Origin of the sequence: Candidatus Formimonas warabiya (genome assembly GCF_002777255.1) — a bacterium.
Lineage (GTDB): Bacteria > Bacillota > Dehalobacteriia > Dehalobacteriales > Dehalobacteriaceae > Formimonas > Formimonas warabiya.
The window spans coordinates 5575516-5588770 of sequence record NZ_CP017634.1 but is presented as its reverse complement, the minus strand read 5'-3'; the positions used below and the strand labels follow the sequence as shown (position 1 = coordinate 5588770).

The following is a 13255-nucleotide window of genomic DNA, read 5'->3' as shown; positions in this document are numbered from 1 at the left end:
CGTCACCTAAAATACCTTTCCGGGATTGAGAATATTATTGGGGTCAACCGCACGTTTGATCGATCTTAAGTATTCCAGTCCGGCACTGCCAAGCTCCCACTGGAGATAAGCCTTTTTCATGATCCCAATGCCATGTTCTCCTGACAAGGTTCCCTTCAGTTCTAAAGCTGTTTGAAATATTTCGCCTACCGCTTTCTCTACCTGTTCCATTTGTTCTTTATTGTTCTTATCCGCTAAAATATTCGGATGCAGATTGCCGTCTCCCGCATGGCCGAATACAGGCAAGGGAAGCCGGTATTTCTCCCCAATTTTGCGCAGCCGCCGCACCATTTCCGGAATTTTGCTCCTTGGTACGGTGGCATCCTCTGAGATTTTGGTCGGGCTCAACTGGACAATCGCCGAGGAAACCGCCCTCCTGGCTTTCCAAAGTTTTTCCCGCTCCTCCGCCAAAGAGGCCACCTGGATTGTCCGGCATCCGTGCTCCCGGCAGATTGCTTCAATCTCTTTGATATCTTCTTCCACCTGGTTCTTCCCACCATCCACTTCAATCAATAAAACCGCCTCCGCATCAAGGGGCAGGCCCAGATGGTGATAATTTTCCACACATTTGATGGTAACCCCGTCCATTACCTCCAAGGTGGCCGGAATTACCCCCTGCCGGATGATTGCAGTGACGGTAGTTGCCGCATCTTCCAATTCATCAAACACCACCAGGGCAGTTCTTATTTCTTTGGGCTTGGGCAGCAGCCGCACTGTAATCTCGGTGACTATTCCTAAGGTCCCTTCACTTCCCGTAAGCAGTCGGGTTAAATCATACCCGGTCACATTCTTCACGGTGCGGCCTCCGGTATGCATCACTTCACCCAGGGGGGTCACCACTTCCAAGCCCAGCACATAGTCTTTGGTTACCCCATACTTAAAAGCCCTGGGTCCCCCGGCATTCTCCGCCACATTCCCGCCCAGGGTACATGTTTTCAAACTGGCGGGATCGGGCGGGTAAAACAGGCCCATTTTTTCTACTTCCTGATGGAATTGGCCCGTCACAACACCTGGTTCGGCCACTGCCAGCATGTCTTCCGGATTAATCTCCTTTATTTTATCCATGCGCGTTAAGACTAAAGCAATCCCTGAGCAAAGGGGAATCGACCCCCCGCTCAGTCCTGTCCCTGCTCCCCGGGGGAAGACAGGAAATCCGTCCAGGTTGGCCAGCTTGAGCAGATCAGCAACTTCTTTGGTATGGGCAGGAAAAACCACTGCGTCAGGAATCCCTCTTTGAAAGGTCCCATCATAAGAATAGCAGATCCTTTCCTCCAGACTCGTCAAAACATGATCATGGCCTACAATATTTTTTATCTTCTGTAAAGCATCAGATTCCACTCCCTCATCCCCTATCGCCAAAATATCTCAAATTATTTTGCTTTCATCTATCAATGAGCTGAACCGATCCCCCTTATTTCAGGAGCATGGGTCAATCTGCTGACAAAAAAACTTGCCGCCAAAAACAAGATTCCGGTAATGGCAAACACGGCAAAAAAACCCCTGTCAATGTCCCATAAAGAAATAATCGCGCCGCCGCAAATAGGGCCGGCAAAATTCCCCAGAGCATTCACGCTGGCCAACAATCCGAACAAGGTGCCCCGGTGCTGGTGCGGCGTATTCGTGCCGATTAAAGCATTGGCAGAGGGAAGAATCCCGGCTAAAAAGCCGCCCAGTACAAAGCGCAATAGGATCAATTGCCAAATATTTTTTACCAGCACCTGCCCCAAGGTTGTGAAACCTGCCCCGATCAAACACCAGAACAAGACCCGGTAATGATTATTCCGGTCCCCATACCGGCCTAAAAGGGGGGCCAAGACGACATGGGAGATGGCCGTGGCCATAAACACCCCTGCCACCATTAATTCCAGGCTGCTTCCCCGGTAAATTTTCGATACGTATGTGGCCAATTGGGGTTCAATGCTTTTATTGGCAAACTGGGTAATCATGATCACAAAAAACAACAAGGTACAGAATGAGCCTAACTTTCCCCACACCCTGATCCGGGGAAAGGATTCTCTTATCTTTTTTTTAACATCTTTCCCAATGGCTGCCGTTGGGGTTTCTCTTGTATAGAACAAGGGGATGCAGATAGCCAATGTGATTAAACCGGCACTTAGACAACTTACCCGGAAGCCCCAAAAGTGAGTGAGCACCCCGCCAATCGCAGGGCCGATCAACAGACCTGCTTGCTGGCCTGTTTGAAGCCATCCCAGCCCATAACCCAATTCTTTTTCCGGAGTTTCCGAGGCAATAAAGGTGATCGCGGCCGCATTGTACCCGCTAAAACAACCTAACAAAAATCTAAGCGCGAGAAGTTGCACCGGGGCTGTCACAAAACTAATCAGGATCGTAAAAAAGCCTACAGCTATCACCGAACGGATCAGCATCATTTTTTTCCCATACCGGTCCGCCACGGATCCCCAGAGAGGTGAAAAAATGGATTGCCCTAAGAAATTGGCCGATGCAATGGTCCCTGCCCACAAAGCGATTTGCTTGGTGTTGTCCACACCAAGCTCGGCGATAAAAAGGGGTAAATAGGGAAAAACAAAGGTTTGAGCAACTCTGATAATAAATTGCCCCAGAACTACCAGGACAAGATTGCGTTTCCAATATTCCTTCATTGAAGCCTTCCTTTGGGAATCTGATTTCCCTTAGACAACCTTCCCGGTCCTGATCGCCAAAAAGACATTTACTCCCCCTATTCATAAGTCTTCAATTCTTTGAAGTCTCAATGGTATATTTTACCAGATCCGTTCTGACGATGGACCGGGTAAACATGACCACTTCATCACCGGCCCAGCTCACCCGGTCTATTAAAAGCCCCAATAATCCGGAATGAACCAATAATTTTTTCGCCTCATAGTCGTCGATTAAAAAAGGCTCGATGGAATACTTGACGCGCGTAATGTGAATATTATTTTTGGCAAGCAGATCGCTCAGCCATTCCTGGGACAATTCATCCAGTCCGAGACCGGGAATCAGTTTTCGGGGCAAATAAATCCTTTCATGCATCAGAGGCCTGTCGTCTCTTAACTTAATTCTTTCTATTTTATACACCTGTTCATTCTCGTTCACATTTAACGCCTTTGCCGTGTGTTTGCTGGGTAAACTGATCTGAATATTTTCGATGACAAATCCTGCTTTGTGCCCTTCTTTGCTCGTGTTTTTGGCAAAGTTATGGAAACCCGCTAGGCCCTGTTCAATTGGTTTTTCCGGAATAAAGGTTCCTCTGCCCGCCTGTCTAATGATCAGACCTTCCTCTTCCAGCAATTTCATGCACTGTCGAATGGTAATTCTGGAAACGCCAAATTCCGCGGAAAATTCTTTTTCTGAGGGCAGACAATCTCCCTCTTCCCATTTTCCTTCTAAAATCTGTTTCCGTAAAATGTTTGCGCATTCCTTGTATAATGGGGTATTTTTGCTTCCAATCACCTTATCACAACCATTTCTTAAGATTCTGGAAATAGGTTATCCATAGCTTTTGCTCTTGTCAAGATCTTTTTTCAAAATTTTAACATTTAATTCTTTAGATTCATTGTAAAATGAAATGCAACATGTAAAACAATAGAGCCATAGCAAGAAACCGAGTATGATATTGGTGTCTAAGCAATCACATACGGAGGTTTCAGTTATGGCTCTTAAGGAGAAGAATAACACATCCGCACGTAATTTTAAACATCTTTCCACTTATGAACGAGGTAGTATCTTTGCACTGCTTAAAGAAGGTCATACTAAAAATGCTATTGCTAAAAAATTAGGGCGACATCGCAGTACAATTTTAAGAGAAATCAATCGAGGAACTACTATCCAAAGAAGAACGGATCTAACCAGTTACGTGACCTATTTCCCTGAAACAGGTCAGGCAGCCTATGAAAAGAATCGATTGAGCTGCGGCAAAAAATCTAAAGTTCTTCAAGTAGACTCCTTTCTTCTTTATGCTGAACAAAAGATTTTAAAAGACAAATGGTCACCAGACGCTGTTGTAGGCAAAGCCAGGTTGTCTTTGGATAAATCTGAAATGGTGTGTACGAAAACGCTTTACAATTACATTGATCAGCGCTTGCTCAAACTTTGTAATATGGATTTGCTACTTAAAACACGTCGAAAACCTAAGAAGTCGGTCAATCGAGTCAATAAGCGCATCCTCGGTGAAAGTATCGGTAACCGACCTAAAATAGTTGACGACCGAAAAGAATTCGGGCACTGGGAAATCGATACTGTCATCGGTAAACGATCTGGGGATCAGTCACTATTAACCCTTACGGAAAGAAAATCACGTCAACATCTGATCATGCCATTGGCATCAAAGTGCAGCGAAGCGGTAGACAATGTAATAAAAGAATTAAAAATAAAGTTTGGATCGTTATTCACACACTTGTTTAAGAGTATTACCGCAGACAATGGCTCCGAGTTTTCCAATTTAAATAATCATGGAATTGATGTTTATTATGCGCATCCGTATTCTGCCTGGGAACGAGGCACTAACGAACGTCATAATGGCCTTATAAGAAGATTTATTCCAAAGGGAAAAGCCATTAAGGATCTAACACTATCTCAAATAGAGCGGGTACAAAACTGGTGTAATAATCTACCCAGAAAGATCCTTGGATACCGAACGCCCGAAGAAATCTTTATTCATGAAGTTCAGAAGATACTATTATAATTACAAACTAAAGATACTTCAGGAGAACCTTGGGGACTCTGTCCCCAAACCCCTGTCCTCGCCGGAGGGCAGACGGTCTGTTATACAGACCGTTATCAAAAGGATATTAAAGTTAGCTTGTCAAGGGTAAAATGAACTCCGCTTCGCTTCGCCCTTGACAACAAGAGGTAATTACTTCCAAATTTCATGCGGTTTCAAAACATGTTGCATTTAATATTGCAATTCAAGATTTAATTCTTTACATTCCCTTGCATAGATGCTCCAGTTTAATGATCCCCCTTAAATTACGCACATAATTGATCAAAGGCTCAAATCCCTCAATTCTGCATGCTGCTTTGTCCCCATCTGTATTATCTGGGCCAGCCTGTTTATATTTGGTTCCTGATCAATGTGGAAAACCTGGTTCATCAGATCTCTCGCCCTCTCCTCAGACCATAAAGCAGCGGTAGAGGCAAAAAACTTATTTTTTAGATCCGTTACCGTCAAAGGCCTTTCCGGCATCCCTCTTGGCAAATCTACTCTTTCACAGATCTCCGGGCCATCATGAAACTGAACTTTGAGGACGGCAGTTCTCAGTTTAGGATAAGTGCCGGTGATTTCTGCATCATCAATCATTTCGACCTTCGATGCTAAAAATTGAATCTCGCGATCATTGATGTTTTTCTCAGATAATGTTCTTAAGGAAACTTCCCCCTTATTTAAGGCCAAAGAAACCAAAAAAGGGATACTAAACTTTGCTTCCTGGATCGTGGCCGGGTTCTGTCTGTTCAGGACCGCCGCCACCCGATAGGTGCTAACCTGAATCTTTTTTATCTCTCTTAAATCCGTTTTATGCTTGGCATGAATCGCCAGGGCCCCTTCAATCGCGGAAAAAGCGTGCCCGCAGGCAGGATAAATTTTAAAATAAATATGATTCATTTCAAATCGCCGGCCTAAGCTGTCCACCATGTAATCCCAGTCTGCCTGATCGGCATAGGCTCTGCAGAACCCATCATCCCCCTCAAGAATGGTGGTGGGCCCGGTCATGCCGTTATTTACCAGAAGTCCTGCCATGACACCATTTTGGGCCGATCTCCCCGCATGCAGGTGTTTTACCGTCGCATTTTCTTTCAGGAACTCAAATAGCCCGCCCGCCTGAGAACCGGCAATGCCGAGGGCATAGCAGGTATGCAAAGTATCCAAATGAAGGAGCCGGGCAACTGCCGCGGCAGAGCCGAAACTTGCCACCGTGCCGGTGGAATGAAAGCCTTTATAACGGTGGGAGGGATTAATGGCCGTTCCCACCCGTCCCGCCACCTCATATCCTAAAATGAGGGAGAGCAAAAATTCTTCTCCCCGGGCCCCTAAATATTCGCTCATCGCCAGGCAAGCCGGTATGATCGTAGTTCCAGGATGCAGTCCTGTAGCATACCGGGCGGCATCATCCATCTCCACAGCATGGCCGGACATGCCGTTGGCCAGAGCCGCCAAGGCACAGCTGGTTTTTATCCCCTGACCGATTAAAGTGGCCTGTTGGGGTCCTCCTTCCTGATGCAAAATCCGGACAAGATTAAGACCTATTTTACCGGTTGCAGTAGTGCTGCCCACAATTGCCGCCCCCAAATAATCTAAAAGGCAGCACTTGGCTCTTTCGATTACATCCCGGGGAATATCCTGCATTTGTATTTTGCCGCAAAAATCTGCCAGAATCCCGGTAATACCCTTCCTTTCAGAAACACCCATATTCTCCTCCACAAGTTGTTGCACAGGGAAGAGAAATTCTCTTCCCTGTATTTTTTTCTATTTACTTACCGGCATTAATAATTTCCTCGAACATCTTCGTTTGTTCGGTAAGATACTCCCGGGCCTGTTCCGGGTTCAGGTTCATAGAGCCGGCCCCGGTATTCTTCACAAAAGTTTTAACTTCTTCGCTTTCCACCGCTTTGGAGAAAGCCTGGGCCAATTTATCGATAATGGGTTTAGGTGTCCCCTTGGGCGCCAGGATCACCCTTGATGTTGCCAAAGAGATGTCATAACCCTGTTCTTTAAACGTAGGCACATCCTGACATGCTTCAACCCGCTCATCACTCAGGACGCCCAGCATTTTAATTTTTCCCCCGTTGACGAGGGCATTTGACTCCAGCGGCGTCCCCATCGCGGCATCAACATGGCCGCCTGCCAATTGTACCAGGCCAGGGCCGGCACCGCCGGGATTCGGCACCATGTTAAACTTGATCCCTACATTCTGTTCAATGGCTTCGGCCTGAAGCCTGGTAATGGAACCGGGGCTGGAAGCAGCCAAGGTAACTTTTCCCGGGTTTTCCTTGCAGTAAGCGAAAAACTCCTCCAGATTATTCCACTTGGCATCCGCTTTTACGCTCAAACCGCCCGGATCATAGTTGATGCCGCATACAATCTCAAAATCGTCGGGTCCTACCTCCAGATTGCCCAATAATTTATGGGTCATAATTGTGGAAGTGGCTAAAGCAATGGTATAGCCGTCCGGCTTGGCCTTGGACAATTCGACATAAGAAGTGGCTCCGGAACCTCCTTCTTTGTTGACCACGGTTACCGCCTGACCGAGTTCTTGCTCAACTAGCGGCGCAAATGCGCGCGCGACCTGGTCGGAACCACCGCCGGGAGCCCAGCCGCAAAGGAATTCAATGGGTTTTTCCGGGTAATTTGCCGCCGGATCTTCAGCTGCCTTTTGGCCGCAACCAGCGGAAACTACAAGTAACATCACCAGCGCAACTGTTAAAAAAAGGATTTGTAAACTTTTTCCCTTAAACATGGATCCTTGCCTCCCAAAATATTTTTTTCCCACTTACATTTTGGAGTTTTTTAATACAGTAGTCACTGAGCGGGGTACAACCAATACTTGCGCATCAGCTCCTTTCATGGCCATGGCCTGATCAAAGGCATCCTGGAGAGAACGAAAATTCTTCAGGGGCAGAAGAGGTAAAACATCATCCGTGAAAGTTGAGGTAACGAGAAAAACATGGTTGCGTAAAAGCATTTTACCTACCCGCCAGGCCTTATTGCCCGGTACGCTAAATTCCGCCTGTCCAAAATAATCCACAATCTTTTGGGGAGAACCCATTTTCAGGTATTCCTCCATCTTGGCATGACCGATGCCTTCATAACAGTCGGCGACTAAAATAATCACCCCGCCTTCCTTGACGATATCCTTCACCCGGTTCAACCCTTTTCCTTCCGCCTGATAAAGGTTGGCATCCCGGGGACTTCCCCCTAAAGACACCACGACAATATCCGGCGCAACCGGAACGTCAACCATTACGAACTTTGCACAATGGGCGGCCCCTGTTCTGTGCGCCTGAATTAAATCTCCCGTAAAGACCTGATTAATCCTCATATCCTCCGTCAAAGATACATTGACTAAAAAGTCACAGCCAATCATCCTTCCGGCCTCATCGATCTGTTCCTTAAAGGGGTTTCCCTCAATTTTCCCATTCATGGCCAGGGGATGCCGGGATAATTCATGATGCTGATTAATCGTTTTCCGGCTGCATACACCGGGGAGCAAATTTTTTGCACCGCCCGAATAACCGGCACTGTGGTGGGGCTCAACTGTGCCGAGAGATATCTTTAAATCAGCGTCAACAAAATATTTGTTGGCTTCCACCTCTATTCCGGTACTGGTGGTGCCCACATATTTTAAAACATCATCATTATCCGCTTCGTTCACCCTGATCTGGAACCGGTCGTAGTACTCGCCCAAAATAGCCTTTGCTTCTTGTTCGTTGGTCTGGCGATGATTGCCGCCGGCAAAAATAATCGTGATATCGTCATCTGAAATCTCCTGGCTAAAGAGCTCACCCAATACGAAAGGCAGGATTCTCTTTGTGGGGGTAGACCGGGTGTAGTCACTGACCGCAATGGCAACTTTCTGGCCTTTTCGGGCCAGCTCCCGGAGACGGGGTGTACCGATCGGATGAGCAAAACCTCTTTTTAACTCTTCCCCTTCATCCGCTGCTGCCTCCATTTTTAAAGGCGGCTCCGCAAGCATGATTAAATTCTGTTCATCGATGTCAAGTTCCTGAAAACCCTTGGCAAAAGGAATCTGTAGATGCAAAATCTTCGCGCTCCTTTTAATTTGTTTATCCGTCAGGAGAGAGGGGCCGCCCCTCTCCATCCTGAGAAAAAGGAAATTAATACGCCTTCACCATGCCTCCGTCTACCAATATGGTTTGCCCGGTAATAAAGGTATTGGCTTGAGAACATAAGTACACCGCCAACCTGGCGTGCTCTTCCGGGAAACCGTATCGCCCCAATGGGATGGTTTTGCAGGTGCTTGCTTTGATCTGGTCCACAGTCAGACCCGCTTTTTCCGCCCGCACTCGATCCATATAATCGATCCGGGCAGTGCCGATTCTTCCCGGCCCGATTACATTGATGAGAATATGATCTTTCCCTAATTCCTGGGACAGGGTCTTTGTCAATCCTAAAACACCCATTCTGAATGTATTGGAGAGAATCAAATTATCCAATACCTGTTTCACCGAGGATGAGGCAAAGTTCAAAATCCTCCCTTCCCCAGCCTGCCGCATATAGGGAAGCACTTCTCTGATCGCTCGGATATAGCTTAATAAGGTAAGGTCATACGCGTCCTGCCAGGCCGCGTCATCAAAGGTATCAAAAACGCCCGCCGGCGGTCCGCCGGCATTATTGACCAAAACATGGACCGTACCAAATCTTTCTGCGGTATTTTTAACGACGGCTTTGATATCCTCATATTTTCTCAAATCTCCCACCGTATAGGCCGGCTCGTTTCCTGTGGCTTCTTTGATCTCCTTCTGCGCTTCTCTGAGCTCCTCCGGGAAGGGACTGAACAGCATCACATGGGCCCCTTCGGCACAAAACTCTAAAGCGGCCGCTTTGCCCAAGCCGGCACTGGATGCCATGACGAGAACAGATTTGCCCTTTAACCCTAAATCCATAACAACAACTCCTTTTCTTTTCGTAAAGATAATCCCCCATGGGCCACCGCTTCCCCAAAATCTATAATTTAGGGAAGCGAGCCAGGTGCTAAAGCAAGCCGCATTGGGTGAGAATGGGATCAACTGCTTTCAATTGTTCCTTACTAGGCGTAGGCAGAGGCAGTCTCATGGGGCCGCCTGCTAAGCCGATTTTTTCCGAAGCATATTTCACTACGGCGGCATGGCCCAGTTTTTCACATATTCTTCGGAACGGTTCAAGAGAATCATATAATTTTTTCGCCTGTTCAAAGTTGCCTGCCTCAACGGCATCATAAATATCTACAAAGATCTGGGGGAAACAGGTGGCAGCGGTTGTAGAAGAGCCTACGCAGCCCAAAGTAAGAATGGGATAAATAAATGCTTCGGAGCCGCCGAATACCGCGACCGAATCTCCGATCAAAGCCAGGGTTTTTTCATGTTCCACGATATTCTGGGTAGCTTGCTTGATCGCGACCATGTTTTCCAAATCACAAAGTTTTTGTAAAAAATCCGGCGTAAGATTGTATCCCTGACGGGCCGGGGCATTATAAACGACCATGGGAATGCCCACTTCATTTAAAACCTCAAAATGTCTGTATACATCGTTTAGGGTAACCGCACTATAATAGGGAGGAGTGACGATTACCGCATCAGCCCCTACTTCTTTGGCATATTTCGTCATGTGAAGAGCGGGGAGGGTGCCGCTGTCGGATGTCCCGGCAATGACAGGCTTTCTCCCCTTATTCGCTTCTACGGTTGCTTTGATGATGTCTTTCCTCTCCTGAGTATCAAAGGCATAGAATTCACCCTGGGTCCCCAAAGCAATTAAAGCATGGACTTTTGATTTTGCCCCAAAATCAACATTCTTTTTCAAGCCCTCCAAATCCACGCTTTGATCTTGATGCAAGGGGGTGGTCAGAATGGTTTGAATCCCTTTCATCCACGGATACTTTTCTTTCTTGTTCATTTTTGTCTCCTCCTCATTATTTTTATTAAAGAACCAGGTCCTTTAAATTTTTCCGGCCTTCGGATCTTTCCATTTCTCGTAAGGTTTAAGCCAACTGGCTTTGGCCTTTTATCCCTTTTTTAAAAGATTTAAAAACCGTCCAGGCGATGGAGCATAGGGCCGCCGTCATGATCACCCCGGATATGGGCCGCGTAAAAATAACGCCCAGATTTCCTTCCGTAATAATCATCGTTTGGCGCAGGGAGATTTCCAGCATATTACCGAGAATCAGGGCAAGTATCATGGGCGGTGCGGGAAAGTCCAGCTTTTTCATGAGATACCCTAATAAGCCGAATAGGATGGTCAGGGCCACATCAAACATGCTGTAACCCAAACTGTAAGAACCGACCAGGATAAAAGCCATCACCACCGCGTTTAAGATAGGAAACGGCACCTCCAGCATCCTGACAAAAAAGGGAATGCATACCGTCGATAGGATCAAAAGCATGGCATTTCCAATATACATGCTGCCAATCAGCCCCCAGATAAAATCAGGATTTTTATCCCACATGAGAGGGCCCGGCTCCAGGCCAAACATCAGCAGTGCGCCCATAATCACGGCAGCACTGGCCGTGCCCGGTACGCCAAGTGTCAATAGAGGCACAAAAGCTGCAATGGAAGAAGCATTATTGGCCGTCTCCGGTGCCGCTACCCCTTCGATAGCGCCTTTTCCAAATAACGGTTTCCTTTCCGGAGGAGCCGAATTTTTCGCCGCGGCATAAGCAATAAAAGTACAGATGGTGGCACCGGATCCGGGCAAGATGCCCATAAAAAAGCCGATAAAGGTACTTCTGATAATGTGCCATTTAGATACGGCCCAATCCTGGGCATTCGGGAATAATTTTCGCCAGTGCAGCTCCTTTCTGTTGAATTTAAAAGAGGTCCGATCATCCTCCAGCGCAATCAGGATCTCCGTCATACCGTATAGCCCTAGAGCCACCACAACAAAATCAATCCCATCAAAAAGCTCAATGGAGCCAAAGGTAAAGCGGGACAGTCCCGTTACCATATCTAATCCGATGACGGAGATAAAAAGTCCCACTAGAGCTGATAGAAATCCCTTAATTACCGATTTATCCGTAAAGTTGGACACCAGCGTCAGGCCTAAAAACATTAAGGAAAAGTATTCCGGCGGCCCAAAACTTAAGGCGATCTTAGCCAAGAGGGGTCCCAAGAAAGTAAAAAGTATCACACAAATTGTTCCCCCCACAAATGATCCGATCGCCGTTATCCCCAGGGCCGGTCCACCTCGACCTTGCTTGGCCAGGGGATACCCATCCGCCACAGTCATCACGGAGGCAGGATCTCCCGGTAAACCAAGGAGAATCGATGTGATCGAACCGCCATACATGGCACCGTAATAAATACCTGCCAAAAGGATGATTCCTTGAATAGGATCTAAGCCAAAAGTAATGGGCAAAATAATCGTTAACCCGGCTGAAGGGCCTAAACCGGGCAAAGCTCCGATCAACAACCCCGCCACCGCTCCAATAAAACAAAAGATCAGATTTGCGGGGCTGATGGCGATCCATAACCCGTTCAGAAGATTGCTCAGTATATCCAACGATTGTCCCCCCCTAAAATCCCAGTAACCCATGTGGAAGCGTTATTTCCAACGCCTTTTCAAAAAGAAGCCAGAATCCCAACGGTGTAAACACCGTGATCATGACACAGGTGCTTAGATTTTTGTTGCCAAAAGCCCAGGACAGAAAACCTGTTAATAAACCGATACACACCAGCATGCCTAAATAATTCACCAGGAACATGGCTAAGGCCGAAGCTCCTATTACCGATGCCATATTTTTATAAATCTTTTTGTCAAATAGGTTTTTTTCAGAACTCTTTTCCCTGCTAAAGATGCTGGTAAAAAGCAGCAAAGCCGACAAAACTCCTGTAAAAAATCCACACCAGAACGGTACAAAACCAGGTCCGGGAACCTTGTCAACCATATAGTCCATTTGCACGGACTGCCAAATCACATAAACACTGCCCACAAGTAAAAAAACTGCCGTTATTATGTTCGCTCGCCTCATATACACACGCCCTTACGAAAAATTTCGTCTGAAAACTCTTATTCACAGAAATCTCCGGCCCGTTTAAGGCCTATTTTGATCCTTTTAATTCCCCCCCAAACAATTATTTTTTCTTTCCCCCTTTTATATCATTATGTAACATTTATAACATTTATAACATTTATGATATATATTCTCTCTTTTTCATTTTTTTCCTCCTCCTAAAATATTTTTTTGAACTTTTTTCTGCATTTTTCGACTCCTTCGTCCCTCCCAAGCCGGGACAGCTCTTTTGCCGAAAAAAATACGAAGGAGCGGCTTCAAAACCGATCAACCTTCGTATATTGCTTAGCTTAATCTATTCGTTTTTTCCTCTTATTTGATGAATAGCCGCCCTTTTTATACCTCTATTCTTTGATCCGTTTTCCATATCCAAAGACGGGGCATTCAAATATATATGTCACTATAAGGCTTGTCCTATTGGGCAGAGAGGACCAGATACTGCAATGAGCACAGTGCTTATTGTAAACCGCACCCCATATGTCGTCACTTTTACAATAGCATTTTCCCATAACGGGAA

The 13255-nt window shown here is 46.5% G+C and carries 11 protein-coding genes; 1 reads left to right on the top strand and 10 read right to left on the bottom strand.

Annotated elements, in window-relative coordinates:
• Positions 1-6: 6 nt before the first annotated feature.
• The 3 genes from DCMF_RS25225 to DCMF_RS25215 all read right to left on the bottom strand — a co-directional run bounded on the left by DCMF_RS25225 (position 7) and on the right by DCMF_RS25215 (position 3471).
• Complete coding sequence (locus DCMF_RS25225; protein WP_148136990.1) at positions 7-1377, bottom strand: FAD-binding oxidoreductase; 1371 nt, start codon at positions 1375-1377, stop codon at positions 7-9.
• A 50-nt stretch (positions 1378-1427) separates the two neighbouring features.
• Positions 1428-2660 (bottom strand): MFS transporter, encoded by a 1233-nt coding sequence (locus tag DCMF_RS25220; RefSeq protein WP_148136989.1) that lies wholly within the window; start codon positions 2658-2660, stop codon positions 1428-1430.
• A 91-nt stretch (positions 2661-2751) separates the two neighbouring features.
• Complete coding sequence (locus DCMF_RS25215; protein ID WP_148136988.1) at positions 2752-3471, bottom strand: GntR family transcriptional regulator; 720 nt, start codon at positions 3469-3471, stop codon at positions 2752-2754.
• 199 nt (positions 3472-3670) lie between these two features.
• On the opposite strand from DCMF_RS25215, the gene DCMF_RS25210 reads away from it, so the two are divergent.
• Entirely contained in the window at positions 3671-4702 is a 1032-nt protein-coding gene (locus DCMF_RS25210; protein WP_148136987.1) for an IS30 family transposase, read from the top strand.
• 300 nt (positions 4703-5002) lie between these two features.
• On the opposite strand, the gene DCMF_RS25205 is transcribed toward DCMF_RS25210, so the two are convergent.
• From DCMF_RS25205 to DCMF_RS25175, 7 genes are all read right to left on the bottom strand, one after another.
• Positions 5003-6424, bottom strand: a complete 1422-nt coding sequence (locus DCMF_RS25205) for an MmgE/PrpD family protein (RefSeq protein ID WP_148136986.1) — start codon at positions 6422-6424, stop codon at positions 5003-5005.
• A gap of 61 nt (positions 6425-6485) precedes the next feature.
• Complete coding sequence (locus tag DCMF_RS25200; RefSeq protein ID WP_148136985.1) at positions 6486-7472, bottom strand: tripartite tricarboxylate transporter substrate binding protein; 987 nt, start codon at positions 7470-7472, stop codon at positions 6486-6488.
• A gap of 33 nt (positions 7473-7505) precedes the next feature.
• Entirely contained in the window at positions 7506-8774 is a 1269-nt protein-coding gene (locus DCMF_RS25195) for a nickel-dependent lactate racemase family protein (protein ID WP_214658897.1), read from the bottom strand.
• 76 nt (positions 8775-8850) lie between these two features.
• A complete protein-coding gene (locus DCMF_RS25190; RefSeq protein WP_148136983.1) occupies positions 8851-9639 on the bottom strand; it encodes an SDR family oxidoreductase in 789 nt (262 codons plus the stop codon).
• An 88-nt stretch (positions 9640-9727) separates the two neighbouring features.
• The gene (locus DCMF_RS25185) at positions 9728-10624 is read right to left on the bottom strand and encodes a dihydrodipicolinate synthase family protein (RefSeq protein ID WP_148136982.1); all 897 of its coding nucleotides are present in this window, start codon (positions 10622-10624) and stop codon (positions 9728-9730) included.
• Positions 10625-10709: 85 nt separating this feature from the next.
• Entirely contained in the window at positions 10710-12227 is a 1518-nt protein-coding gene (locus DCMF_RS25180) for a tripartite tricarboxylate transporter permease (protein ID WP_148136981.1), read from the bottom strand.
• Between the two features lie 13 nt (positions 12228-12240).
• Complete coding sequence (locus DCMF_RS25175) at positions 12241-12696, bottom strand: tripartite tricarboxylate transporter TctB family protein (protein ID WP_148136980.1); 456 nt, start codon at positions 12694-12696, stop codon at positions 12241-12243.
• Positions 12697-13255: the final 559 nt, after the last annotated feature.